The following is a 24,382-nucleotide window of genomic DNA, read 5'->3' as shown; positions in this document are numbered from 1 at the left end:
CACCACCCGGCACGGCGGGCCATCCAGCCGGTCCGGGCCGCGCGGCTCGCCGGACAGCAGCTCCCGCCAGGACCGCAACCCGCGATGCGCCCGCGAACGGTCCGGCGGCGTCAGCCCGATGGCTTCGCCCGATCCGGCCGTCAGCCCCGCTTGAGCCGGCTTTCGATCAGCAGGTCGGCCTCGTCCAGGATCGGATGCGCGACCGAGACGATATGCGCATTCACCCGCTTCAGGTCGCGCAGGATGTCCAGGTGCAGCGAAGAGGTCTGCTGGCTCTCCGCCCGCCCCTCGCGCAGCCGCATCAGGTGGCGCTGCGCCGACATGCGCTCCAGTCGGCGGATCTCGACCTTCTCCTCCATCAGCTGCCGCGCCAGGTCGCGGTCGCGGGTCATGAAGACGGTCTGGGCCAGCCGCAGGTTCTCGATGGTCATCAGGAACAGCCCGTCGAGTTCGCGATAGCCCTCGTCGGAAAAGCGCAGGGCCAGCGCCGCCTTCTTGCGGATCTCGGGGCCGAGCCCCTTGTCGATGATGTCGCCGACATGTTCCAGGTTGATGACATAATCCAGGATGGTGATGGCTTGGCGCCGCTGATCCTCGCCCGCCTCGCGGCCCAGGCGGGAGAGAAAGCTCTTCACCTCCTGCTGCATGCGATCCACCCGCTCTTCCAGCACGGAAACCTCGGCCAGCGGCGCGTCGTCGCCGCGGTCGAAGGCGGTGTGGGCTTGCTGCAGCATCCGTTCGACCACATCGCCGATGGCCAGCGCCGCGCGGCTGGCGCGGGCCAGCGCCACCGCCGGCGTGTCCAGCGCCTGCCCGTCGAGCAGCTGCGCCTCGATCGGCGGCGGCGCCTCATCCTCGTGCAGGATCAGCCCGGTCAGCCGCGTGACCAGCCCCGAGAAGGGCCAGATCGCCGCGGCCAACACCAGGTTGAAGGCCAGATGCGCCTCGACCGCCAGCCCGGTTTCCGGCAGGGGCACGGCGGTCAGCACCTGCGCCGCCTGGCCCGCCAAGGGCAACGCGACAAGGCAACCGACGGCGCGCACGACCAGGTTGCCCAGGGCGACGCGGCGGGCGGCGATGCCCTGCCCGGCCGTGGCCAGCACTGGCGGGATCGCCCCGCCCAGGTTGGCGCCCAGCACCAGCACCACGGTCAGCGCCGGCTCCATCCCCAGCGACAGCACCAGCATCACCACCGCCAGCGAGGACGAGCAGATCACCGCCAGCCCCGCCGCGATGGCCAGCGCCACCGGCCAGGCATTGCCCAGCATGGCCAGGAAGGCCGCCATGGCCGCGGATTCGCGCAGGGGCTCGGTCGCATGGCCCAGCAGGCCCAGCGACAGCAGCATCAGCGCGATGCCGATCAGCGCGAGCCCGCCGCCCGACCAGCCGCGCCGGGACTGGCGGCGCATGGCATAGCCGGCCAGCAGCAGCACCGGCACCAGCGCCTCGATCCCCGAGGCGACGATCCAGGCGGTCAGCGCCGTGCCCAGGTTGGCGCCCAGCAGCACGATCTGGGCCATGCGCGGCCGGATCATGCCGCGATCCACGAATGAGGCCGTCATCAGCGCCGTCGCGGTCGAGCTTTGCAGCCCCAGCGTCGCCACCAGCCCCGAGGCAAAAGCCCGCAGCCCGGTGCGCGTGCCCCGCCCCAGCGCCATCTTGAGCCTGACGCCGAAGGCGCGAACCATCCCGTCGCGGACCAGGCCAAGCCCGAAAAGCAGCAGCGCCACGGCCCCGGCGAGCTGGAAGATGACGGAAAGGGACTGCACGGCGCCTCACCTCCTGACACGCCACGCATGGCGCATAGGGCTGATATTTGGCCCCTCGTGCCAAGGGGTCAATGGATGCGTGGGATTTGAGACATTTCCCGCCGGTGCCCTGGCAAGCCTGCCACAGGGCCGGGCTCAGGGGCCGGGCTCAGGGGGCCGGGATCGGCTCGCGCCCCGCCTCGGTCAGCAGATGCAGCCCGGTTTCGTCGAAGACGACCACGCTCAGCGGCCCGCCATAGGCCGCGCCGGTGTCGATGGCCAGGCGGTTGCCGAAATGCGTCACCTGCTTGACCGGGCTGTGGCCATGCACCACCAGCAGGCCGTGATCGCTGGCATCGTCCAGGAAACCCTTGCGGATCCAGACCAGGTCGTGCTCGGTCTGCCGGGCCAGGTCGACGCCGGGGCGGATGCCGGCATGGACGAACAGCGCCTGCGGGACCAGGTGCCACAGCGGCAGCGCATCCAGCCAGCGCAGATGCGCCTCGGGCACGGCGCGCAGCACCTCGGCATGGGTGCGGGCGGGGTCGCGGATCTCGACGCCGTAGGAGGCCAGCGTCTCGGCCGCGCCCAGCGAGGGATGCTCGAGCCAGTGCCGCCCCGAGGCCAGTCCGGGGTCGATCCATTCCGGCTGCCAGGCAAAGCGCGGCAGGAAACGGTCGTGGTTGCCCTTGAGGACGATCCAGGGCAGCCCCTCGGCCTGGCCGCGCATCAGGTAATCGACCACGCCGCGCGAATCCGGGCCGCGGTCCTGCAGGTCGCCGACATGGACCAGCCTGCCGCCGCCACCATGCGCGGCATCGTCGCGCGCGATCAACTCATGCGCCGCGCGCAGCAGGTCGAGATGGCCGTGAATGTCGCCGATGGCATAGGTCCGCATGCAAGCCCCGCAAATGAAAACCCCCGGAGCCTAGTCCGGGGGTTCGCAAGGTTCAAACCTCGAATTGCAGCGGCCGCACCTGCAGGAACTTGCCGGTGGCGCGCAGCGCCTCCAGCGCCTCGGGCTTCAGCGTCTCGTCGAGATAGAGGATGGCGATGGCATCGTCCCCGGTCTTGGTCCGGCCCAGGGTGAAATTGGCGATGTTCACGCCCAGGTCGCCCAGGGTCATGCCCAGTGCGCCGATGACCCCCGGCACGTCGCGGTTGCGGGTGTAAAGCATATGCTCGCCGATCTCGGCATCGACATTGATGCCGCGGATCTGGATGAAGCGCGGCTTGCCGTCGCTGAACACGGTGCCGGCGATGGACCGCTCGCGCGTGTCGGTGACGACGGTGGCCTTGATATAGCCGTCGAAGACGCCCGACTTGGCCTGGGTGGTGGTCGCCACCTGCACCCCGCGCTCGGCCGCCATGACCGGGGCCGAGACCATGTTCACGTCCGGGTTCGTGGCCTTCATCACCCCGGCGATCACCGCGGCGTTCAGCGCCTTGAGGTTCATCTCCGAGGCGACGCCGTCGTAAAGCACGTTGATCGCCTTGATCGGCTCGTCGGTCATCTGGCCGATGAAGGCGCCCAGGTGCCCGGCCAGCTTCAGCCAGGGCCCCATCACCGCCGCTTCCTCGGCCGTGACCGAGGGCATGTTCAGCGCATTCTGCACCGCGCCGGTCAGCAGGTAGTCCGACATCTGCTCGGCGACCTGCAGGGCGACATTCTCCTGCGCCTCGGTGGTCGAGGCGCCCAGGTGCGGCGTCACCACCACGTTCGGCAGGCCGAACAGCGGGCTCTCGGTCGCGGGCTCGGTGGCGAACACGTCCAGCGCGGCGCCGGCGACATGGCCCGATTTCAACAGCGCGGCCAGCGCCTCCTCGTCGATCAGCCCGCCGCGGGCGGCATTGACGATGCGCACGCCCTTCCTGGTCTTCTCCAGGTTCTCGCGCGACAGGATGTTGCGGGTCTTCTCGGTCAGCGGCACGTGCAGGGTGATGAAATCGGCACGGGCCAGCAGCTCGTCCAGCTCGACCTTCTTCACGCCCAGCTCCTTGGCCCGCTCCTCGGACAGGAAGGGGTCATAGGCCAGCACCTTCATCTTCAGCCCCAGCGCCCGGTCGATGACGATGGAGCCGATGTTCCCCGCGCCGATGACGCCCAGGATCTTGTTGAAGACCTCGACCCCCATGAAGCGGTTCTTCTCCCACTTGCCCTCATGGGTCGAGACGCTGGCCTCGGGCAATTGCCGCGCCACGGCGAACATCAGCGCGATGGCGTGCTCCGCCGTCGTCACCGAGTTGCCGAAGGGCGTGTTCATCACGATGACGCCCTTCTTCGAGGCCGCCGGAATATCGACATTGTCCACCCCGATCCCGGCGCGGCCGATCACCTTCAGGTTGGTGGCGTTCTCCAGCAGCTTCGCCGTCACCTTGGTGGCCGAGCGGATGGCCAGCCCGTCGTACTGGCCGATGATCTCGGCGAGCTTTTCCTTGTCCTTGCCGACATCCGGCAGGTAGTCCACGTCGACGCCGCGGTCGCGAAAGATCTGGACGGCGGTTTCCGAAAGCTTGTCCGAAACAAGAACCTTGGGCATTTCTCTATCCTCTGGATATGCGGGGGCCGGCAGCGCGCCGCAGGCGCTGCAACTCGGCTTCTTTCGTGTCCAAATATCCCGGGGTCCGGGGCAGCGCCCCGGTCCGGCAGCGCGCTCAGGCGACTTCCGCCTGCGCCTCGATCTCGGCCTCGAAGGCATGTTCGATCCAGGGCATCAGCGCCGCGACATCGGCGGTCTCGACGGTCGAGCCGCACCAGATCCGCAAGCCGGGGGGCGCGTCGCGATAGGCGCCGGCATCCAGCGCCACGCCTTCCTTCTCCAGCCGCTTGGCGACGGCCTTGGCGAAGGCGGCGCCGTCCCGGATCCGCGGATCGGTGAACTTCAGGCAGACCGAGGTGGTCGAGGCCGTGGCCGGATCCTCGGCCAGGTCGGCGATCCAATCCTTGCCGGCGATGAAGTCGCGCACGGCCTTCGCATTGGCCTCGGCGCGGGCGACCAGCGCCTTGCGGCCGCCAAGGGATTGCGCCCATTTCAGCGCCACCAGGTAATCCTCGACACACAGCATCGAGGGCGTGTTGATGGTCTCGCCCTTGAAGATGCCCTCGATCAGCTTGCCGCCCTTGGTCATGCGAAAGATCTTCGGCAGCGGCCAGGCGGGGGTATGGCTCTCCAGCCGCTCGACGGCGCGCGGGCTCAGGATCAGCACGCCATGCGCGCCCTCGCCGCCCAGCACCTTCTGCCAGCTGAAAGTCACCACGTCGAGCTTGTCGAAAGGCAGCTCCATCGCGAAGGCGGCCGAGGTGGCGTCGCAGATGGTCAGCCCGGCGCGGTCCGCGGGGATCGCATCGCCATTCGGCACCCGCACGCCCGAGGTGGTGCCGTTCCAGGTAAAGACCACGTCGTTGTCGAAATCGACCTCGGCGAAATCCACGATCTTGCCGTAATCGGCCTTGCGGACCACCGCATCCAGCTTGAGCTGCTTCACGACATCCGTGACCCAGCCCTCGCCGAAGCTTTCCCAGGCCAGCATCTCGACCTTGCGCGCGCCCAGCAGCGACCACAGCGCCATCTCGACGGCGCCGGTGTCCGAGGCGGGAACGATGCCGATGCGGTAATCCGCCGGCACGCCCAGCACGTCGCGGGTCAGGTCGATGGCCTCGGCCAGCTTGGCCTTGCCCACGGCGGCCCGATGCGAGCGGCCCAGCGGCGCGTCGGCAAGCATGTCCAGCGAGAAATTGGGGATCTTGGCGCAGGGGCCCGAGGAAAAGCGCGGATTGGCCGGCCGCGCGGCCGGAGCAGTCTTGCCCATGATGTTAGCCTTCCAGCTATGAAGCGCCGCGTTGGGGCGGCGTGTCCCGCTGATGGCCTTAGCGCCGCCGAAGGATTCCCGCAAGAAAAAATTGCAAGCCATGCATGCGACAGTTTTTCGGCATGAATCCGACTGATTGATCCGCCGCGGCGCATTGGCTAGTGCTGCCGGAAACAACCGCCAAGGGGGCCAGCATGTTCACCGTCACCATCCTTGCCGCGCCCAGCCGCGCGGACCTGTCCGCCGCGCTGGTCGACGACCTGCGCCGCGCCTGGGATGGCGGGCATGTCATCTGGCTGGCCCAGGGCACCGCCGCCGAATTTCCCCTCGCCGCCGAGCCGGCGGATTTCTGGCAGACATGGGAACGGCTGCAGGCCGAGGGCTTCGACCTGGCGATCCAGCCCACCCGCGGCCGGCGCAAGGCGGTGCTGCTGGCCGACATGGATTCGACCATGATCCAGCAGGAATGCATCGACGAGCTGGCCGATGTCGCCGGCGTGGGCGAGCGCGTCGCCGCCATCACCGCCCGCGCCATGAACGGAGAGCTGAACTTCCACGAGGCCCTGCTGGCCCGCGTCGGCCTGCTGGCCGGCCTGCGCGAATCGGCCATCGCCGAGGTGCTGGACAATCGCATCACCCTGGCCCCCGGCGGCCGGCAGCTGGTGGCGACGATGCACGCGCAGGGCGCCTATGCCGCGCTGGTCTCGGGCGGGTTCACCGATTTCACCGGCCCCGTCGCCCGCGCGCTCGGCTTCGACGAGCATCGCGCCAACACGCTCCTGGCCGAGGAAGGCGTGCTGACCGGCCATGTCGCCCTGCCGATCCTGGGCCGCGAGGCCAAGGTCGAGGCGCTGCGCGACATCACCGCCGCCCGCGGCCTGGCCCCCGCCGACGTGCTGGCGGTGGGCGACGGCGCCAACGACCTCGACATGCTCAAGCTGGCCGGCATGGGCGTCGCGCTGCACGCCAAACCCGTGGTCGCAGCCCAGGTGGGCTTGCGAATCAACCACGGCGACCTGACCGCGCTGCTCTATCTGCAAGGCTATGCGGCCGAGGAATTCGCCGCATAGGACCGTCGGCCGCCCGCATCACCCCGCGGCAAAAGCGCAGGGCGCGGACCCGCACGAACTTGCGATCATGACCCATCGGTGACAGAAGCAGGGGATGAATCCGCGCCTCAAAGCCCTGACCGTCCACCTGCTGACCGCGACCGGAGCGGTGCTGTCCATGCTTGCCCTGCTGGCCGCCGTCCGGGGCGAATGGTCGCAGATGTTCTTCTGGCTGGTCATCGCGTTGATCGTGGACGGCGTCGACGGCCCGCTGGCGCGGCGCTATCACGTCAAGACCAACTGGCCGACCTATGACGGCGTGTTGATGGACCTGATCATCGACTACCTGACCTATGTCTTCATCCCGGCCTATGCGCTGTTCATGTCGGGGCTTTTGCCGGGCTGGACCGGCTGGATCGCGATCATCGCCATCACCTATGGCAGCGTGATCTATTTCGCCGACACCCGGATGAAGACCCGCGACAATTCCTTTGCCGGCTTCCCCGCCTGCTGGAACATGGTGGTGCTGGTGCTGTTCGCGATCAAGCCGGATTTCTGGCTGACGCTGGCCATCGTCGTGGCGCTGGCGATCGCCATGTTCACCAATCTCAAGTTCATCCACCCGATGCGCACCGAACGCTGGCGCCTGGTCTCGCTGCCCGTGACCGTGGCCTGGGTGGGGTTCTCGGTCTGGGCGGTGCTGGTCGATTTCCACCCCGAAAGCTTTGCCCGCTGGGGGCTGCTGCTCAGCTCGCTGTGGCTGATGTTCGCGGGCCTCGCCCAGCAGCTGACCGAGCGGCGGGCTTGATCGCCGGCCGTTTTGCCGGGAAGCTGCGCCCAGGGATCAGCCCAAGGGGGACGGGGATGCTTGCGAAACTGATGCAGACGGCCGCGCTGGCGGCCATTCTGGCCACGCCGGCGCTGGCGGCGCCGGATTCGATCACGCTGGCCATGGTGCTGGAGCCGCCGAACCTGGACCCGACCGGGGGCACCGCCGCCGCCATCGACGAGGTGGTCTATGCCAATGTCTTCGAGGGCCTGACCCGCATCGCCCCCGACGGCAGCGTCAAGCCCGGCCTGGCCGAAAGCTGGGACAGCGCCGACGGCCAGACCTACACCTTCCGCCTGCGCCCCGGCGTGACCTTCCACGACGGCGCCACCTTCGACGCGCGGGACGTGGTCTTCTCGCTCGACCGCGCCCGCGCGCCCGACAGCACCAACGCCCAGAAAACCCTGTTCGAGGGCATCGAGACCGTCGAGGCCCTGGACCCGCTGACCGTCCGCGTCACGCTCAAGGCGCCGGACGGCGGCTTTCCGTTCAAGATGGCCTGGGGCGACGCGGTGATGGTGGACGAGGCCAGCGTGGCCGGGATCGCCACCAGGCCCGTCGGCACCGGCCCGTTCCGCTTCGGCGAATGGCGGCAGGGCGACCATATCCGGCTCGACGCCTTCGAGGGCTACTGGGGCGAAAAGCCGGCGCTGAAAGCCGCCACCTTCCGCTTCATCGCCGATCCCAGCGCCGCCTTCGCGGCGATGATGGCGGGCGACATCGACGCCTTCCCGATCTATCCCGCCCCGGAAACCCTGGCGCAGCTGCAGGCCGATCCACGCTTCAAGGTGCTGGTCGGCACCACCGAGGGCGAGACGATCCTGGCCATGAACCACAAGCACCCGGCGCTGGCCCAGGCCAAAATACGCGAGGCCATCGCCCATGCCGTCAACCGCCAGGAAATCATCGACGGCGCCATGTTCGGCTATGGCACGCCCATCGGCACGCATTTCGCGCCGCACCATCCCGATTACGTCGACCTGACCGCGAAATCGCGATACGACCCCGAACTGGCGAAAACGCTGCTGGCCGAGTCGGGCACCCAGATCCCGACCCTGCGCCTCGCCCTGCCGCCGACGCCCTATGCCCGCCGCGGCGGCGAGATCGTGGCGGCCGAATTGCGCGCCGTGGGCATCCAGACCCAGATCACCAACATGGAATGGGCGCAATGGCTGGAACAGGTGTTCAAGAACGCCGATTACGACCTGACCATCATCAGCCATGTCGAGCCGATGGACATCGGCATCTACGCCCGCAAGGATTATTACTTCAACTACCGGAACCCGGCCTTCGACGAGACCATGGCCCGGCTCGACGCCGCCACCGACCCGGCGGAACGCTCGGCGCTGCTGAAACAGGCGCAGGAGATCATCGCCGGCGACCATGCCAACGCCTTCCTGTTCCAGCTGGCAAAGACCGGCGTCGCCAAGGCGGAAATCGAGGGGCTGTGGGAAAACGCCCCGATGCCCGCAAACGACCTGACCCAGGTGCACTGGACGCAATAGGGGCGTCGAGTCCGGCTTCTTCGTTCCCCAAATACCCAAGGAACGCCGCCACCCGCGCGGCGTTTCAGTTCTTCAGCACCAGGCACCGCCCGCCCAGGCCCCGCAGCCGGTTGCAGAAGGCATGGGCCTCGGACTTCGAGGAATAGCCGATCTGCGCGGTGAAAAGCTTCCTCGGCCCGCCCGAGATCTTGCGATGCACATAGCTCACGCGCTTGCCGCCCAGGATCGGCCGCAGCTGCCGGTTCAGCCGCGCGACCTGCGCGCTGGCCCCCGACTGGCTGGGATGGGTGGCGACGATCACGCCCCAGGGCCAGGGATGGTCGGGGGTCTGGAACTCGCGCAGCTTGCGCGCGCTGGCCAGGTCGATGCAGGCCTGGCGAAAGGGCCGCTCCTTGTCCAGCCGCACGTCCAGCCGCTGGGGCGGATCGTCGCGCCAGATCCAGGCGGTCTGGCCGGTGATCGCCTGGACATAGTCCTGCGTCTCCCAGGGCAGGCCGCCCCCCTGCGAGACGAAGCGCGCGGCGCGGTTCTCGCCGCCGTTATAGGCGACGGCGGCCAGGCCGACATTGCCGAAGCTCGCCGTCAGCGTCGCCAGGTAGCGCGCCGAGGCCTCGATGGCCTTGGCCGGGTTGAAGGGATCGTCCAGCCCGACCATCTCGGCGGTGCCGGGCATGAATTGCGCGATGCCCATGGCGCCGACCGGGCTGATCGCGCCCGGCTCGAACAGGCTTTCCTTCCACAGCAGCCGGGCGAGGAAATGCGGGTCGAGCCCGTTCTTCCCCGCCGCCCGCTCGATGGCCGAGCAGACATCGGGCACATAGGCGGCGACCGAAATGCAATAGGTGCCGTCATCCGTGCAGCGCAACTGGTCCGGGGGCGGCGGCGGGCCATGGACCGCGTCCTCCACCGCCTGGACGGGGAGGACAAGGAAAGCGGCGGAAACGGCGGCGGCAAGGGCCAGAACCGGACGGCGCATGGTGAACCCGGATGGAGTGGTCGGATGTCCAATAGCAGGCAAGGCACGGCTTGGGAACCGTGCCTGCGCGCTTACTGGGCCTTCTTGCCCTTGCCCTTGCCGCCCTGCCCGTTGCCCTTCCCGGCGGGTTTTCCGGCTTCCGCCGCCCTGGCCGATTTGCGCGCGGCGCGGGCGGCCTCTTTCTCGGCCGCCTTGGCCGCCTGTTTCGCGGCCTTGCGCTCGGCCTTCTCGGCCTCCTTCACCCGCTTCTTCTCGGCCCTCTCGGCCTCCTTGATGCGCTTCCTCTCGGCCTTGTCGGGCAGCGGCCGCACCGGGCGCGGGGACTTGGACGGCGCGGCAGAAGCGGGGGCGGCGGGCTCGGCAGCCACATCCGCGGCGGGCTCGGCCTGTTCGGCTCGGCGGCGCTTTTCGGCGGCGGCGCGGCGCATCGCCTGGGCCAGCGCCTTGCGCACCGCCTCGTCCTGTTCGCTTTGCTTCATCGCGCGCAGGTCGCGCTGCAAGGCGGCCAGCGCGGCCTGATCCAGCAGGCGCAGCGCCGCGGTCTGGGTCTGCTCGGCAATCGCATCCAGGTCGCGCGAGGCGGAGGCGGTCGGATCGGCGGGCTTGGCCATGGGCTCTCTCCTTTCAGGCTGGGCGGATCAGGGCGGAATCTGCCACGCCCGGCCGGCGCTGGCCAGAAAAAGAACGCCCCGGCCGTGGACGGACCGGGGCGGGCATGGAGTCGGAACCGGAAGGCGCGGTTATTGCGCGGCCTGAGCCTCGGCGGTCTGCACCTCGCCCGCGGGCGCCAGGTAGCCGTTGGGCAATTCGACCAGCGGCCCTTCCAGCGCCAGGCTTTCGGCGCGGGTGCGGACCTTGACCGCGGTGCCGCTGGGGATCTCGTCGAACAGGTCCATGATGTCCTGGTTGAACAGCCGGATGCAGCCGGCCGAGGTCGCCTTGCCGATCGAGGATGGGTCCATCGTGCCATGGATGCGATACATGGTGTCGCGGCCGCCCTTGTAGAGATAGAGCGCGCGCGAGCCCAGCGGGTTGTCCACCCCGCCGCGCAGCCCGCCCTTGAGCGGGCCGTAAAGCTCGGGCTGGGTGCGGACCATGTTGGCGGTGGGCGTCCAGCTGGGCCAGGCATGCTTGCGGCCGATGGTTGCGCTGCCCTGGAAGTTCTTGCCCGCCTGGCCGACCGCGACGCCATAGCGCATGGCCTCGCCACTGCCCAGCACGTGATAAAGGAAGCGCGCATAGGGATCGACGACGATGGTGCCGGCGCCTTCGGGGCCGTTGTAGGGCACGCGCTGGCGGCGGTTGCGCTCGGTCAGATAGGCGGGGCGGACGGCGTTGATCTCGATCGGCTCGCCATTGGGGCCGGTATCGGTCCGCGCGCCATAGACGCCGTGGTCGGGCGGCGGTTGGGTCGGGGTCTCGGCGGCGGGCGCACAGGCGGCAAGGCCAAGGCCCACCACCAGCAAAAGCGGAACAAGGCGCATCGTTTTTCCCTTCATAGCGCACCGCGCCCAGGGGCGCGGCGGTGGCAGCTGTGAGATTGCGTCGAATGACGCGCCCGACCCGAGCAGAGGGCGGGCAAGAGTTGCAACCCCTTATCAGCCCTTCCGGTTCTGCGGCGTCAAGCCTTGGACCCGCCGGACATGCGCAATCGTTACCGAACTGTTGCCCAAACGCGCGATTTTCCGCGCCTGCCGGGCCCGATCCGCGGGATTCGGAACCGGCGCGGGGCCAGCGACGTTGGCTTGCCGATCGGCCAAGCGCCGCAAACCCGCAAGGAAAGGAAGCTTTTCATGACCCTGACCGCCTTGCTCATCACGCTCATCATCGGGGCGATCGCCGGCTGGCTGGCCGGGCTGATCGTCAAGGGCCATGGCGAGGGGCTGCTGATGAACATCGTCATCGGCATCCTGGGCGCCGTGATCGCCGGCTGGCTGTTCCCGATGCTCGGCCTGGGCATGAGCGCCTCGGCCCCCATCCTCGGCACGATCATCTTCGCCACCCTGGGCGCGGTGATCCTGCTGGTGGTGCTGCGCCTCGTCAAGCGGGCCTGACACCGCGCCGGACGGCAAGAAAGGGGGCCTTTGGAAGGCCCCCTTTTTCCATGCTTGCCGCGATTTTCAGGCGCGGGCGGGTTGCAGCGCCGGACGGCCGGCTGCCTTGGCGCCGCGCAGGTAGCGGGCATAGCCCAGATCCTCGGCCGCGATGTCGGGCTTGCGCCCCGAGATCAGGTCGGCGATCAGCCGCCCCGAGCCCGCCGACATGGTCCAGCCCAGCGTGCCGTGCCCGGTGTTGAGGTACAGGTTCGGGATCGGCGTCGCGCCGACGATGGGCGTGCCGTCCGGCGTCATCGGCCGCAGCCCGGTCCAGAACAGCGCCTTTTCCGCATCGCCCGCGCCGCCGAACAGCTCGCCCACCGATTTCGCCAGCGTTTCCTTGCGCCGCGGATTCAGGCTCAGGTCGTAGCCGGCGATCTCGGCCAGCCCGCCGACGCGGATGCGGTCGCCCAGGCGGGTGATCGCGACCTTGTAGGTCTCGTCCATCACCGTCGAAACCGGGGCGCGGCTTTCGTCCTGGATGTCGATGGTCAGCGAATAGCCCTTGAGCGGATAGACCGGCAGCTTCAGGCCCAGGTGCCGCACCATGCGCGGCGAATAGGAGCCCAGCGCCAGAACATAGCGATCCGCGGTCAGCCGGCCCTTGTCGGTGCGCACGGCGCTGATGCGGCCGCCCTCGGCCTCCAGCGCCTCGATGCCGACGCCCCAGCGGAAGGTCACGCCCGCCGCCACGGCCATCTCGGCCAGGCGGTTGGTAAAGAGGAAGCAGTCCCCGGTCTCGTCCCCCGGCAGGCGCAGCCCGCCGACGATCCGCTCGGCCGAACCGGCCAGCCCCGGCTCGGCGGCGACGCAGCCGTCGCGGTCCAGAACCTCGAAGGGCACGCCATCGGTGCGCAGCACCTCGATGTCCTTGCCGGCCGCATCCAGCTGCTGCTGCTTGCGGAAGATCTGCAAGGTGCCCTGCGTGCGCTCGTCATAGCGGATGCCGGTTTCGGCCCGCAGCTCGCCCAGGCAGTCGCGGCTGTATTCGGCCAGCCGCACCATGCGGCTCTTGTTGACGGCATAGGCCGAAGAGGTGCAGTTCCCCAGCATCCGCGCCATCCAGGAAACCCGCTGCCAGTCCAGCCTGGGCTGGATCACCAGCGGCGCATGGCGCTGGAACATCCATTTCAGCGCCTTCAGCGGCACGCCCGGCGCCGCCCAGGGCGAGGAATAGCCGGGCGAGATCTCGCCGGCATTGGCAAAGCTCGTCTCCAGCGCCGGCCCGTCCTGCCGGTCGATCACCGTCACCTCATGCCCGGCCTTGGCCAGATACCAGGCCGACGTGACGCCCAGGACACCGGCCCCAAGAACGATGATCTTCATAGTCGCGCACCCCCCAAAATCCGAGTCGAGGGCAAGGATAGCAGCCGGCGCGGAAATGAAATCCCGATTCCGGCGGAAAATAGGCTTCATGCATCACATAATCGTCGTATATACGGTATTTTCTCGAATATTCTTCGATCATATTGCGGATAGACGAAAGATCGCCGCGATACGGCAAGAATCGGCCGGCCGGATTGCGGCCCGGCGGGGCTCTGCCTAAGCTTGGCCGGATTGTCCCAGGTTTTTCGGATCATGCCAGCAACAGCCCGCAAGAGCCCCTTTGCCCCGTTCCGCCACCGCGACTTCCGACTGCTGTGGTCGGCGACGCTGATCTCGAACTTCGGCGGGTTGGTGCAGGCGGTGGGCGCGGCCTGGATGATGACGCAGCTGACCGATTCGGCGACGCTGATCGCGCTGGTGCAGGCGTCGAACACGTTGCCGATCATGCTGTTCGCGCTGCTTTCGGGGGCGCTGGCCGACATCTTCGACCGCCGCACGCTGCTGCTGGGGGCGCAGGTCTTCATGGCCGCGGTCTCGGTGCTGCTGGCGGTGCTGACCTGGCAGGGCTGGATGACGCCCTTGCTGCTCTTGTCGCTGACCTTCCTGATCGGAGTCGGGCAGGCGATCTACAACCCGCCCTGGCAGGCCAGCATGCAGGACCTGGTGCCGCGCGACGACCTGCCGGCGGCGGTGTCGCTGAACTCGGTGGGCTTCAACCTGATGCGTTCGGTCGGGCCGGCGGTGGGCGGGATCATCACCGCCGCCTTCGGCGCGGCGGCGGCATTCGCGGTCAATGCGGCAAGCTATATCCCGCTGCTCGGCGCGCTGATCCGCTGGCATCCGGTGACGCCGCCCCGCACCACCACGCCCGAGCCCTTTGTCGCCGCCGTGGGCGCGGGCCTGCGCTATGTGGCGCTGTCGCCGAACCTGATGCGGGTGCTGTCGCGCGGGGCGCTGTTCGGCTTTTCGGCCATCGTGGTCATGGCGCTGCTGCCGCTGGTGGCCAAGCAGAACCCCGCCGGGGGCTCGCTGCTGTTCGGGCTGCTGCTGGGCTGCTTCGGGCTGGGCGCGATCGCCGGCGCGCTGATCAACCCGCTGGTGCGCGAGCGGCTGGACAACGAGAACGTGGTCCGCGTCGCCTTTGCCGCCTTCGGCGCCTCGGCGCTGATGCTGGCGCTGACCGAAAGCACCTGGCTGCACGCGCTGGCCATGCTGCCCGCCGGGGCCAGCTGGGTGCTGGCGCTGTCGCTGTTCAACGTCACCGTGCAGCTTTCGACGCCGCGCTGGGTGGTGGCGCGCGCGCTGGCGCTTTACCAGACCGCGGTCTTCGGCGGCATGGCGGCGGGGGCCTGGATCTGGGGCTCGGTCGCCAACAATTACGACGTGAACACGGCGCTGATCGCCGCCTCGGTGCCGCTGTTCCTGGGCGCGGTGCTGGGCCATTGGCTGCGCATCCCCGAATTCGGCACGCTGGACCTGGACCCGGTGAACCGCTTTCGCGAGCCCGAGCTGGCGCTGGACCTGCGCGGCCGCTCGGGGCCGATCATGGTGATGATCGACTATGAGATCGACCAGCTCGACGTGCCCGAGTTCCTGCGGCTGATGGCCTTGCGCCGCAACATCCGCCGCCGCGACGGCGCGCGCAACTGGGCGCTGTTGCGCGACCTGGAACATCCCGAGCGCTGGACCGAAAGCTATCACATCGCCACCTGGGACGAATACGTGCGCCACAACCTGCGCCGCACCAAGGCCGATTTCGAGACCTACCAGGACTTGAACAAGCTGCATCGCGGGACCGAACCGCCCATGGTCCACCGCATGATCGAGCGCCACACCGTCAGCCTGGACGACGACGTGCCGCTGATCGGCAAGCTGGAAGTGCCCTGAGCGCAAAGGCCGCTTTACCGCGCCCCGGCGCCGCACTAGCGTTTCCCCATGCTGCGCTATGTGATCCGCCGCCTGATCTCGCTTGGCCTGAGCCTGCTTTTGGCCTCGGCGCTGATCTTTTCGGTGGTCGAGCTGGTGCCGGGCGATCCGGCCAGCTTCATGCTGGGCACCGGCGCCCAGCCCGAGACGGTGACGGCGCTGCGCCAGCAGATGGGCTTGGACCTGCCCTTGCCGCTGCGCTACCTGCATTGGCTGGGGGGCTTGCTGGCGGGCGACCTGGGCCACAGCTTCACCTACAAGACGCCGGTGGCGGGGATGATCCTCGACCGGATGCAGGTCTCGCTGCCGCTGGCGCTGATGGCGCTGGCGCTGGCGGTGCTGATCGCCCTGCCCATCGGCATGTTCGCCGCCGCAAGGCGCGGCCGGGCGGGCGACACCGGGGTCATGGCGGCGACGCAGGTCGGCATCGCGCTGCCGAATTTCTGGTTCGCCATGCTGCTGGTGCTGCTGTTCGCGGTGAAGCTGCGCTGGCTGCCCGCCGGCGGCTTTCCCGGCTGGGACCATCCCGCCGCGGCGCTGAAATCGCTGCTGCTGCCCGCCGTGGCGCTGGCCCTGCCGCAGGCGGCGATCCTGGCGCGCGTGCTGCGCTCGGCCCTGGTCGAGACGCTGGGGCAGGACTACATCCGCACCGCCCGCGCCAAGGGGCTCAGCGCCGGGCAGGCGCTGTCGCGCCACGCTCTGCGCAATGCGCTGATCCCGGTGCTGACCATCATGGGGATGCAGTTTTCCTTCCTGCTGGCGGGGGCGATCATCATCGAGAACGTGTTCTACCTGCCCGGCCTTGGCCGGCTGATCTTCCAGGCCATCACCCAGCGCGACCTGATCGTGGTGCAGGGCGCGGTGCTGGTGCTGGTGGCGGCGGTGATCCTGGTCACGTTCCTGGTGGACCTGTCCTATGCGCTGGTCGACCCGAGGCTGCGCAGATGAGGGCATCGCTGATCCTGGGCGCGCTGCTTTCCGGGCTGGCGCTGGTCGCGGCGCTGGTCTCGTTCCTGTGGACGCCGGCCGACGTGACGCAGCTTGCCATCGCGCAAAAGCTGCTGCCGCCCTCGGGCCAGCATTGGCTGGGCACCGACCATTTCGGCCGCGACATGCTGTCGATGATCATGGTCGGCGCACGCACCTCGATCGCGGTGGCGCTGGTCGCGGTGGGCATCGGCATGGGATTCGGCGTGCCGCTGGGCCTGCTCGCCGCAGCGCGGGGCGGCTGGATCGACGAGGTGGTCATGCGCGGCAACGACCTGGTCTTTGCCTTCCCCAGCCTGGTCATCGCCATCCTGATCACCGCGGCGCTGGGGCCCTCGGCGCTGAACGCGATCATCGCCATCGGCATCTTCAACATCCCGGTCTTTGCCCGCGTCACCCGCGGAGGCGCGCTGCCGATCTGGACGCTCGACTATATCCGCGCGGCGCAGGTGGCCGGCAAGGGCGCCAGCCGCATCAGCATCCAGCACATCCTGCCCAATATCGCCAACCTCTTGATCGTGCAGGGCACCATCCAGTTCAGCCTGGGGATTTTGGCCGAGGCGGGGCTGTCCTATGTCGGCCTTGGCGCGCAGCCGCCGACGCCCAGCTGGGGCCGGATGCTGGCCGAGGCGCAGACCATGGTGGCGCTGGCCCCGCATGTCGCCGTCATCCCCGGCCTGGCCATCGTCGTGACCGTGCTGGGGCTGAACCTGCTGGGCGACGGGCTGCGCGACGCGCTGGACCCCAGATTGCGCAGGTCGCCATGATCAGGACCGGCAGGCTGGCCGTCGGCATCGGCGGGCATGACATCCTGCGCGGCATCGACCTGGCGCTGCCGCCCGGCCGGATCACCGGGCTGGTCGGCGAAAGCGGCTCGGGCAAGTCCATGGCGGCGCTGGCGATCATGGGCCTGCTGCCCCAGGGCATGGCTGCCGACGGCCGGGTGGAGCTGGACGGCCAGAACCTGCTGGAGCTGCCCGAGCGCGAGCTGTGCCGCATCCGCGGCAAGCGCATCGGCATGATCTTCCAGGAACCGATGACGGCGCTGAACCCGCTGATGACCATCGGCGATCAGGTGGCCGAGGTGCTGCGCATCCACCAGGGCCTGGACCGCAAGACGGCGCAGGAGCGTGCCCGCGACCGGCTGGACCGCGTCGGCCTGGCCGCGCCGCGCTTTCCGCTGACGCTTTACCCGCACGAGCTGTCGGGCGGCCAGCGCCAGCGCGTCGCCATCGCCCTGGCCATCGCGCTGCGTCCCGACCTGCTGATCGCCGACGAGCCGACGACGGCGCTGGACGTGACCACGCAGGCCCGCATCCTCGACCTGCTCAAGGGGCTGGTCCGGGACGAGGGGATGGCGCTGCTGCTGATCACCCACGACCTTGCGGTGGTCGCGGGCATCGCCGACCAGGTGGCGGTCATGCAGCGCGGCACCATCGTCGAGGAAGGCCCGACCGAGCAGGTGTTCCGCCAGCGCCGCCACGCCTATACCCGCGCGCTCTTCGCCGCCTCGACCCACCAGCCGCGGCTGGTGCTGCCCCCGGCGCAGCCGCGGCCGCTGCTGCAGGTCGAGGGGGCGGTGCGCGAATACCCCCTGCCCCGCCGCGGCCTGGCCGCATCGCGCGAAACCCTGCGGGCGGTGGACGGGGTCGGCTTTCGCCTCGACGCCGGGGAATCGGTCGGGCTGGTCGGCGAATCCGGCTGCGGGAAATCGACGCTGACGCGGGCGATCCTGGGGCTCGACCCGCTGCAGGGCGGCCGCATCCTGCTGGACGGGCAAGAGGTGCGCGCCGGCCGCGCCATGGCCGCGGAGCTGCGCGCCAGGATGCAGGTGGTGTTCCAGGATCCCTTCGGCAGCTTCGATCCGCGCTGGCGGGTCGAGCGGCTGGTGGCCGAGCCCTTTCACCTGACCGGCCTGCCCCGCGACTGGCGCGAGCAGGTGGCCGAGGCGCTTTACGAGGTCGGCATTACCGGCGACGCCATGCGCCGGCACATCCACGAATTTTCCGGCGGCCAGCGCCAGCGCATCGCCATCGCCCGCGCGCTGATCATCAAGCCGCGGCTGATCGTGCTGGACGAGGCGGTCAGCGCGCTGGACGTGCGGGTGCGGGCGCAGGTGCTGGACCTGCTGGCGCGGCTGCGGGGCAGCCACGGGCTGGCCTATCTGTTCATCAGCCACGACCTGTCGGTGGTGCGCCAGATCACCGACCGGGTGCTGGTGATGGAAAAGGGCCGCATCGTCGAGGCCGGCCCCACCCACCAGGTGCTCGGGCAGCCGCAGCATCCCTATACGCAAAGCCTGCTGGCGGCGACGCCCCGCATCCCGGCGGCGTGGCAGGCTCACATTCCGGTCAACGGCCTTGCGCTTTCGCCACCCGCTCCATAACTGCTGCGGACTTGTTCTAAGCGAGACGGGACATGACACGCGAAGATCACGGCAAGGGCCCCGCCGCCGGCCGCAGGAATCGCCCGGCTTCCGCGGGAAAGCCCGCCTTCCGTTCCCTGATGGGCAGCGGCCTGCCGGCCATGCCCGAATCACCGATTCCCGACTTGGCCCGGCGCAACCGCACGCCCGATCCGCTGCAGCCGCGCCCGGCCATGGACGGCGCGGAAAGCCGGACCCCTGCCGGCGCGGGGGGAACGCTGCGGCAACCGCATTGAATCTGCATGAAAATCGGCGAAATTCCAGCCGCGGGGCCTGAATGACAACAGGCCCCGCGCAGCCGCAGGGCCTGTTGCTCCTCCCCTGTCATGGCGGCCAGCCTCCCCGCGTAGCCGCCCAGGTATCTCTTGCCGATCAGGCTTCGATCAACTCTGCCTGACGCACGATCACTTGTGCCTGACGGATGGACGCTATGTCAACCAGTCTACCTTTGTATACCGTCGCGCCGGCGCCGGTCCGCTTGGCTTCCTCCATCGCGGCCAGGATCTCGCGCGCCTCGGTCACGGCCTTTTCGCTGGGCGAGAAGACCTCGTTGGCCAGCGCCACCTGCTTGGGATGGATCGCCCATTTCCCGACCATGCCCAGCGTGGCCGAGCGGCGGGCCTGCGCCCGGAAGCCCTCGTCGTCGCTGAAATCGCCGAAGGGGCCGTCCACCGGCAGCACGCCATGGGTGCGGCAGGCGGCGACGATGGCGGTCTGCGCCCAGTGCCAGGGGTCGGACCAGTATTTCGCGCCCTCATGCAGCATGTAGTAGTTTTCCTGGGTGCCGCCGATGCCGGTGGTGGCCATGCCCATGCTGGCGGCGAAATCCGCCGCACCCAGGCTCATCGCCTGCAGGCGGGGCGAGGATGCCGCGATCTCCTCGACATGGGCGATGCCGGCGGCGGATTCGATGATGACCTCCAGGCCGATGCGCTTCTGCCGGCCCTTGGCCGCCTCGATCGCCGTCACCAGCGCGTCCACCGCATAGATGTCGGCGGCATTGCCGACCTTGGGGATCATGATCTGGTCCAGCCGCTCGCCGGCCTGCTCCAGCAGGTCGACCACGTCGCGATACCACCAGGGCGTGTCCAGCCCGTTGATCCTGACCGACAGGGTCTTGGTCCCCCAGTCGATGTCGCCGACGGCCTGGATCACGTTGCGGCGCGCCTGCTCCTTGTCGTCGGGGGCGACCGAATCCTCCAGGTCCAGGTTGATGACATCGGCGGCCGAGCCGGCCATCTTTTCGAACAGCGCCGCGCGCGAGCCGGGGCCGAAAAGCTGGCAGCGGTTCAGGCGGGCGGGCGCGGGGGGTTGCGTGCGGAAGGACATGGCTTGCCTTTCGGGTAAGGATGTTTCAAACGGCGCTGCGAAACTGATAGATAATTGCTGCGGCTGCATCAAGCTGATTTTGCACCTGCGAAAACCCCCGCATCTTGACGCCCTGCCGCTTTCGGCGCAGGACCGCGCTAGCAGGCCCTGGGACAGGAGAAACGACATGACCCGCACCGTCTATCTGAATGGCGACTATCTGCCGGAAGCCGAAGCCAAGGTGTCGATCTTCGACCGCGGCTTCGTGATGGGCGACGGCGTCTACGAAGTGACCAGCGTGCTGGGGGGCAAGCTGCTGGACTTTGCCGGCCACATGACGCGGCTGACCCGTTCGCTGGCCGAACTCGGCATGGGCAATCCGCTGGGCGACGACGAATGGCTGGCCGCGCATCGCCAGCTGGTGGCGCTGAACGAGGTGGTCGAGGGCATGGTCTACCTGCAAGTCACCCGCGGCAATCCCGGCGACCGCGACTTCGCCTATCCGCCCGAGGACACGCCGCAGACCGTGGTCATGTTCACCCAGTCCAAGCCCGGCCTTGCCGACAATCCGCAGGCCAAGACCGGCATCCGGGTGATCTCGATCCCCGACCTGCGCTGGCACCGGCGCGACATCAAGACGGTGCAGCTGCTCTATCCCTCGATGGCCAAGATGGAGGCCAAGCACCAGGGCGTCGACGACGCCTGGTTCACCGAGGACGGCTTCGTGACCGAGGGCACCTCGAACAACACCTATATCGTCAAGGACGGCCGGATCGTCACCCGCCCGCTGTCCAACGACATCCTGCACGGCATCACCCGCGCCTCGCTGCTGCGCTATGCGGCCGAGGCGCAGATGCAGATCGAGGAACGCCCCTTCACCATCGCCGAGGCGCAGGCGGCGGACGAAGCCTTCTTCACCTCGGCCTCGGCCTTCGTGATGCCGGTGGTCGAGATCGACGGCGTGGCGCTGGGCAGCGGCCGGCCCGGCCCGGTGGCGACCCGCCTGCGCGAGATCTACCTCGAGGAATCGCGCAAGTCCGCGATCTGACCCCCTGGGCGCAGATAGTCGAAAAGGCGCACGGGCCGGCCCCGCGCGCCTTCTCCATGACCCCTGCCCCCGATCAGGTCTCCGCGCCCTTGCGTCCAGGGTGATCGTGCCGACGTCGCGAACCAGGGTATCGCGCAGGATGGCCACGTCGTCGCCGTCCAGCACCACGCGCATATCGTCGCCGTCCTGCACCAGCACATATTCCTCGGCGCCGGCATAGTCCTCGGCCAGGCTGATGGCGATCGTGTCTTCGCCGGCATAGGCGATGTCGGCCGCACCGCCCGCATCGCTGCGCAGCACGATCAGGTCGGCGCCATCGCCGCCCTCGATCAGATCGCCCGCCCCGGCATGGATCGCATCGTCGCCCGTGCCGCCCAGCAGCGTGTCGGGCCGCTCGGGGTCCGAGGCGTCGGGCGACAAGATCAGGTCGTTACCATGCTCGCCATCGATGAAGACCGCGCCGCCGTGATCCTCGATCCGGGCGCGGCCCGCACCGCCGATGATCGCGTGATTGCCCGAGCCGCCGTCGAGGGCGCCCAGGTCATGGGCGCCGTAAAGATCGTCGTCGCTCCCCAGGTCGATCTCGTCATTCCCGGCGCCGGCCCGCCCGCCTGGCATTCTTCCGTGGAGAAATATCCCGCAGGGGGAGTCCGCCGCGCCGGCGGCGGACGGGGGACGCGAAGTCCCCCGCGGCCGCGCCGCTTGCGCCGCTCAATGCCCCAGGATCTGGCTCAGGAACAGCTTGGTGCGTTCGGACCGCGGGTTGTTGAAGAACTCCTTCGGCGTGTTCTGCTCGACGATCTGGCCCTGGTCCATGAAGATCACCCGATGCGCCACCGCCTGCGCAAAGCCCATCTCATGGGTCACGCAAAGCATGGTCATGCCGTCCTCGGCCAGTTCGATCATCGTGTCCAGAACCTCCTTGATCATCTCGGGGTCCAGCGCCGAGGTCGGCTCGTCGAACAGCATGATCCGCGGGCGCATGCACAGCGCGCGGGCGATGGCCACGCGCTGCTGCTGGCCGCCCGACAGCTGGCCGGGGTATTTATGCGCCTGCTCGGGGATCTTGACCTTGGTCAGGAAATGCATGGCCGTCTCCTCGGCCTCGCGCTTGGGGATCTTGCGCACCCAGATCGGCGCCAGCGTGCAGTTCTCCAGGATGGTCAGGTGCGGGAACAGGTTGAAATGCTGGAACACCATGCCGACCTCGGAGCGCACCTTGTCGATGTTCTTCAGGTCGTGGGTCAGCTCGGTCCCGTCCACGATGATCTTGCCGGACTGGTGTTCCTCCAGCCGGTTGATGCAGCGGATCAGCGTGGACTTGCCCGAACCCGAGGGCCCGGCGATGACGATGCGCTCGCCCTTGCCGACGACCAGGTCGATGTCGCGCAGCACGTGGAAGGTGCCATACCATTTGTTCAGCTTGACGATCTCGATCGCGGCTTCGTCGCTTGCGGCGGGGATCGCGGTGGTTCGGGTGGTCATATGCGCCTCCTCAGCGGTGGTCGCGCTTCAGCCGGCGTTCCAGATACATGGAATAGCGCGACATGCCGAAGCAGAGGATGAAGAAGATCGCGCCGACGAAGATATAGGGCTCCCAATAGGCACCCTTCCATTCGAAGCTTGCGCGGATGGTGTCGGCCATGGCCTTCAAGGGGTCGAACAGCCCGACGAAGACGACCAGCGTCGTGTCCTTGAACATGCCGATGAAGGTCGAGACGATGCCGGGAATGCTGATCTTCAGCGCTTGCGGCAGCACGATCAGCCGCTGCGCCTTCCAGTAGTCCAGCCCCAGCGCGTCGGCGGCCTCGTATTGGCCCTTGGGCAGGGCGGCCAGGCCGCCGCGGATCACCTCGGCCATATAGGCGGCGGCAAACAGCGTCACCATGATGATGACCCGCAGGATGATGTCGAAATTCGTCCCCGGCGGCAGGAAATAGTTCAGCAGCAGCGAGGCCACGAACAACAGCGTGATCAGCGGCACGCCGCGGATGAACTCGATGAACATCACCGCCAGCAGCTTGATCACCGGCAGGTCCGAGCGCCGCGCCAAGGCCAGGATCACCCCCAGCGGCAGAGAGAGCGCGATGCCGGCGACGCCGATGGTGATCGACAGCACGAAGCCGCCGAACTGGTCCGAGGACACCGGACGCAGCCGCAAGGGCAGCACCCCGGCCAGCGCCGAGGCCAGCGGGCCGGCCAAGAGCAGCCACCAGGCCGCCGTCGCCACCACCGCCAGCGCAAAGGCCAGCAGCCCGAACCGCGCCGCCAGCAGCCGCCAGACCACGAACCCCAGGCAGAAGCCCGCCAGCACCATCGCCTCGCTCCAGAGCGAGCCGCCCCAGAGCAGCCAGACGGCGATGAAGGGATAGGCCAGGCTCGCCAGCAGCGACCAGCGCGGGCGCGTCTCGATCAGCGCGGCCCAGAGCAGCATCAGCACCGCCATGCCCAGCAGCGCGCCCATGGGCGCCCCGAGCAGCGCGGCAAAGACGAAGGTCAGCGCCAGCGACAAGCCCAGCACCATGCGCCGCGCCCTGGTGCTTTCGGAAAACAAGACCGGCGCCAGCGCCAGGAACAGCAGGCCGAAGGCCAGCACCGGCCGCCAGTAAAGCGCCTGCGGATAGAAGCCGAACAGGAACTGGTTCCAGCGATGCTTGATCAGGGCGAAGCAGGCGCCCGTCGCGCCTTCCCCCCAGGTCTGGGCGATGATCTGGCGGCACTCGGCCATGCTGCCGGCGTTCCAGACCGAATGCGACAGCCACGGCCCCACGGTGCTGACCACCAGCCAGACGATGCCCAGCCCGACGAAGGTCAGCGCGATGTTCAGCGGCCCGGAAAACAGGTTCTCGCGCAGCCATTTGATCGCGCCGGTCTCGGCCAGGGGCGGCGGCTCGGGCGGCAGCATCGTCTCGCGCACATAGGCGACGGTTTCGGAATGCGTCTCGCTCATCTCACCGCTCCTTCAGCTTGACGCGGGCGTTGAAGATGTTCATCCCGGCCGAGATGATGAGGCTGAGCGCCAGGTAGATGCCCATCATCAGCACCATCGCCTCCATCTCGCGCCCGGTCTGGTTCAGCGTGGTGCCGCCCAGCGTGCCGCGCAGGTCCATGTAGCCGACGGCGATGGCCAGCGAGCTGTTCTTGGTCAGGTTCAGGTATTGCGAGATCAGCGGCGGCACGATCACCCGCAGCGCCTGCGGCAGCACCACCAGCGACATGGTCCGGCGCGGCCGCAGGCCCAGGGCAAAGGCCGCCTCGGTCTGGCCCTTGCTGACGGCCAGGATGCCGGCGCGCACGATCTCGGCGATGAAGGCGCCGGTATAAACCCACATTCTCCAAGTAAGTCGCT

Annotated in this window: 21 protein-coding genes; 9 read left to right on the top strand and 12 right to left on the bottom strand. The window is 68.6% G+C overall.

Features of this window, described 5'->3' with window-relative positions; all coding sequences use genetic code 11:
* Nucleotides 1–140: 140 nt before the first annotated feature.
* The 4 genes from FE811_RS11520 to FE811_RS11505 all read right to left on the bottom strand — a co-directional run bounded on the left by FE811_RS11520 (nt 141) and on the right by FE811_RS11505 (nt 5,558).
* Entirely contained in the window at nt 141–1,769 is a 1,629-nt protein-coding gene (locus FE811_RS11520) for a Na/Pi cotransporter family protein (RefSeq protein ID WP_072462380.1), read from the bottom strand.
* Nucleotides 1,770–1,917: 148 nt separating this feature from the next.
* Entirely contained in the window at nt 1,918–2,646 is a 729-nt protein-coding gene (locus FE811_RS11515; protein WP_036754262.1) for a metallophosphoesterase, read from the bottom strand.
* A gap of 52 nt (nt 2,647–2,698) precedes the next feature.
* The gene (gene serA, locus FE811_RS11510; RefSeq protein WP_114535276.1) at nt 2,699–4,288 is read right to left on the bottom strand and encodes a phosphoglycerate dehydrogenase; all 1,590 of its coding nucleotides are present in this window, start codon (nt 4,286–4,288) and stop codon (nt 2,699–2,701) included.
* A gap of 115 nt (nt 4,289–4,403) precedes the next feature.
* Nucleotides 4,404–5,558: a phosphoserine transaminase gene (locus FE811_RS11505; RefSeq protein ID WP_072462382.1), complete on the bottom strand. Its 1,155-nt coding sequence runs from the start codon at nt 5,556–5,558 to the stop codon at nt 4,404–4,406.
* A 194-nt stretch (nt 5,559–5,752) separates the two neighbouring features.
* Here FE811_RS11505 and serB point away from each other — a divergent pair, with 194 nt between their 5' ends.
* From serB to FE811_RS11490, 3 genes are all read left to right on the top strand, one after another.
* On the top strand, nt 5,753–6,628 hold the full coding sequence (gene serB, locus FE811_RS11500; RefSeq protein WP_116222443.1) for a phosphoserine phosphatase SerB: 876 nt from the start codon (nt 5,753–5,755) through the stop codon (nt 6,626–6,628).
* 94 nt (nt 6,629–6,722) lie between these two features.
* The gene (locus FE811_RS11495) at nt 6,723–7,415 is read left to right on the top strand and encodes a phosphatidylcholine/phosphatidylserine synthase (protein WP_036754257.1); all 693 of its coding nucleotides are present in this window, start codon (nt 6,723–6,725) and stop codon (nt 7,413–7,415) included.
* Between the two features lie 56 nt (nt 7,416–7,471).
* Entirely contained in the window at nt 7,472–8,941 is a 1,470-nt protein-coding gene (locus tag FE811_RS11490; protein WP_116222157.1) for an ABC transporter substrate-binding protein, read from the top strand.
* 64 nt (nt 8,942–9,005) lie between these two features.
* On the opposite strand, the gene FE811_RS11485 is transcribed toward FE811_RS11490, so the two are convergent.
* The 3 genes from FE811_RS11485 to FE811_RS11475 all read right to left on the bottom strand — a co-directional run bounded on the left by FE811_RS11485 (nt 9,006) and on the right by FE811_RS11475 (nt 11,401).
* Complete coding sequence (locus tag FE811_RS11485) at nt 9,006–9,917, bottom strand: lytic transglycosylase domain-containing protein (protein WP_114535277.1); 912 nt, start codon at nt 9,915–9,917, stop codon at nt 9,006–9,008.
* A gap of 71 nt (nt 9,918–9,988) precedes the next feature.
* A complete protein-coding gene (locus FE811_RS11480; protein ID WP_036754248.1) occupies nt 9,989–10,528 on the bottom strand; it encodes a hypothetical protein in 540 nt (179 codons plus the stop codon).
* A gap of 129 nt (nt 10,529–10,657) precedes the next feature.
* Nucleotides 10,658–11,401 (bottom strand): L,D-transpeptidase, encoded by a 744-nt coding sequence (locus FE811_RS11475; RefSeq protein ID WP_072462386.1) that lies wholly within the window; start codon nt 11,399–11,401, stop codon nt 10,658–10,660.
* Between the two features lie 309 nt (nt 11,402–11,710).
* Between FE811_RS11475 and FE811_RS11470 the strand changes: the two genes are divergently transcribed.
* Nucleotides 11,711–11,971 carry a GlsB/YeaQ/YmgE family stress response membrane protein gene (locus tag FE811_RS11470; RefSeq protein ID WP_024844092.1) on the top strand — a complete coding sequence of 87 codons (261 nt, stop codon included), beginning with the start codon at nt 11,711–11,713 and terminating at the stop codon, nt 11,969–11,971.
* Between the two features lie 66 nt (nt 11,972–12,037).
* Here the strand turns inward: FE811_RS11470 and FE811_RS11465 are convergent, their stop codons facing one another.
* Nucleotides 12,038–13,339: a D-amino acid dehydrogenase gene (locus tag FE811_RS11465; RefSeq protein ID WP_116222156.1), complete on the bottom strand. Its 1,302-nt coding sequence runs from the start codon at nt 13,337–13,339 to the stop codon at nt 12,038–12,040.
* A gap of 252 nt (nt 13,340–13,591) precedes the next feature.
* On the opposite strand from FE811_RS11465, the gene FE811_RS11460 reads away from it, so the two are divergent.
* From FE811_RS11460 to FE811_RS11445, 4 genes are read left to right on the top strand one after another with little or no spacing between them, the layout of a single operon-like run.
* Complete coding sequence (locus FE811_RS11460) at nt 13,592–15,226, top strand: MFS transporter (protein WP_114535292.1); 1,635 nt, start codon at nt 13,592–13,594, stop codon at nt 15,224–15,226.
* A gap of 48 nt (nt 15,227–15,274) precedes the next feature.
* Nucleotides 15,275–16,213 carry an ABC transporter permease gene (locus FE811_RS11455; RefSeq protein ID WP_116222155.1) on the top strand — a complete coding sequence of 313 codons (939 nt, stop codon included), beginning with the start codon at nt 15,275–15,277 and terminating at the stop codon, nt 16,211–16,213.
* Complete coding sequence (locus FE811_RS11450) at nt 16,210–17,019, top strand: ABC transporter permease (protein ID WP_116222154.1); 810 nt, start codon at nt 16,210–16,212, stop codon at nt 17,017–17,019. Before FE811_RS11455 ends, FE811_RS11450 begins: the two co-directional genes overlap by 4 nt.
* Nucleotides 17,016–18,638 (top strand): ABC transporter ATP-binding protein, encoded by a 1,623-nt coding sequence (locus FE811_RS11445; protein WP_116222153.1) that lies wholly within the window; start codon nt 17,016–17,018, stop codon nt 18,636–18,638. Before FE811_RS11450 ends, FE811_RS11445 begins: the two co-directional genes overlap by 4 nt.
* Before the next feature lie 411 nt (nt 18,639–19,049).
* Here the strand turns inward: FE811_RS11445 and FE811_RS11440 are convergent, their stop codons facing one another.
* Entirely contained in the window at nt 19,050–20,006 is a 957-nt protein-coding gene (locus tag FE811_RS11440) for an L-malyl-CoA/beta-methylmalyl-CoA lyase (protein ID WP_036754223.1), read from the bottom strand.
* Between the two features lie 166 nt (nt 20,007–20,172).
* Between FE811_RS11440 and FE811_RS11435 the strand changes: the two genes are divergently transcribed.
* The gene (locus FE811_RS11435; RefSeq protein WP_116222151.1) at nt 20,173–21,033 is read left to right on the top strand and encodes a D-amino-acid transaminase; all 861 of its coding nucleotides are present in this window, start codon (nt 20,173–20,175) and stop codon (nt 21,031–21,033) included.
* A 711-nt stretch (nt 21,034–21,744) separates the two neighbouring features.
* On the opposite strand, the gene FE811_RS11425 is transcribed toward FE811_RS11435, so the two are convergent.
* From FE811_RS11425 to FE811_RS11415, 3 genes are all read right to left on the bottom strand, one after another.
* Nucleotides 21,745–22,518 carry an amino acid ABC transporter ATP-binding protein gene (locus tag FE811_RS11425; protein ID WP_036754218.1) on the bottom strand — a complete coding sequence of 258 codons (774 nt, stop codon included), beginning with the start codon at nt 22,516–22,518 and terminating at the stop codon, nt 21,745–21,747.
* 10 nt (nt 22,519–22,528) lie between these two features.
* On the bottom strand, nt 22,529–23,983 hold the full coding sequence (locus FE811_RS11420; protein ID WP_116222150.1) for an amino acid ABC transporter permease: 1,455 nt from the start codon (nt 23,981–23,983) through the stop codon (nt 22,529–22,531).
* 1 nt (nt 23,984) lies between these two features.
* On the bottom strand, nt 23,985–24,382 hold a 398-nt coding region (locus FE811_RS11415; protein WP_140847666.1), incomplete at its 5' end, for an ABC transporter permease subunit.

It is taken from the genome of Paracoccus sp. FO-3, assembly GCF_006386455.1.
Lineage (GTDB): Bacteria > Pseudomonadota > Alphaproteobacteria > Rhodobacterales > Rhodobacteraceae > Paracoccus > Paracoccus versutus.
This window is presented reverse-complemented; position numbering and strand designations above follow the sequence as displayed.

Bases quoted from the DNA above. Each gene is read 5' to 3' on its own strand.
- FE811_RS11465 (WP_116222156.1), bottom strand. From the start codon at position 13,339: ATGAAGATCATCGTTCTTGGGGCCGGTGTCCTGGGCGTCACGTCGGCC.
- FE811_RS11425 (WP_036754218.1), bottom strand. From the start codon at position 22,518: ATGACCACCCGAACCACCGCGATCCCCGCCGCAAGCGACGAAGCCGCG.
- FE811_RS11480 (WP_036754248.1), bottom strand. From the start codon at position 10,528: ATGGCCAAGCCCGCCGATCCGACCGCCTCCGCCTCGCGCGACCTGGAT.
- FE811_RS11475 (WP_072462386.1), bottom strand. From the start codon at position 11,401: ATGCGCCTTGTTCCGCTTTTGCTGGTGGTGGGCCTTGGCCTTGCCGCC.
- serA (WP_114535276.1), bottom strand. From the start codon at position 4,288: ATGCCCAAGGTTCTTGTTTCGGACAAGCTTTCGGAAACCGCCGTCCAG.
- FE811_RS11455 (WP_116222155.1), top strand. From the start codon at position 15,275: ATGCTGCGCTATGTGATCCGCCGCCTGATCTCGCTTGGCCTGAGCCTG.
- FE811_RS11485 (WP_114535277.1), bottom strand. From the start codon at position 9,917: ATGCGCCGTCCGGTTCTGGCCCTTGCCGCCGCCGTTTCCGCCGCTTTC.
- FE811_RS11460 (WP_114535292.1), top strand. From the start codon at position 13,592: ATGCCAGCAACAGCCCGCAAGAGCCCCTTTGCCCCGTTCCGCCACCGC.
- FE811_RS11420 (WP_116222150.1), bottom strand. From the start codon at position 23,983: ATGAGCGAGACGCATTCCGAAACCGTCGCCTATGTGCGCGAGACGATG.
- FE811_RS11470 (WP_024844092.1), top strand. From the start codon at position 11,711: ATGACCCTGACCGCCTTGCTCATCACGCTCATCATCGGGGCGATCGCC.
- FE811_RS11495 (WP_036754257.1), top strand. From the start codon at position 6,723: ATGAATCCGCGCCTCAAAGCCCTGACCGTCCACCTGCTGACCGCGACC.
- FE811_RS11515 (WP_036754262.1), bottom strand. From the start codon at position 2,646: ATGCGGACCTATGCCATCGGCGACATTCACGGCCATCTCGACCTGCTG.
- FE811_RS11435 (WP_116222151.1), top strand. From the start codon at position 20,173: ATGACCCGCACCGTCTATCTGAATGGCGACTATCTGCCGGAAGCCGAA.
- FE811_RS11440 (WP_036754223.1), bottom strand. From the start codon at position 20,006: ATGTCCTTCCGCACGCAACCCCCCGCGCCCGCCCGCCTGAACCGCTGC.
- FE811_RS11450 (WP_116222154.1), top strand. From the start codon at position 16,210: ATGAGGGCATCGCTGATCCTGGGCGCGCTGCTTTCCGGGCTGGCGCTG.
- FE811_RS11445 (WP_116222153.1), top strand. From the start codon at position 17,016: ATGATCAGGACCGGCAGGCTGGCCGTCGGCATCGGCGGGCATGACATC.
- serB (WP_116222443.1), top strand. From the start codon at position 5,753: ATGTTCACCGTCACCATCCTTGCCGCGCCCAGCCGCGCGGACCTGTCC.
- FE811_RS11490 (WP_116222157.1), top strand. From the start codon at position 7,472: ATGCTTGCGAAACTGATGCAGACGGCCGCGCTGGCGGCCATTCTGGCC.
- FE811_RS11505 (WP_072462382.1), bottom strand. From the start codon at position 5,558: ATGGGCAAGACTGCTCCGGCCGCGCGGCCGGCCAATCCGCGCTTTTCC.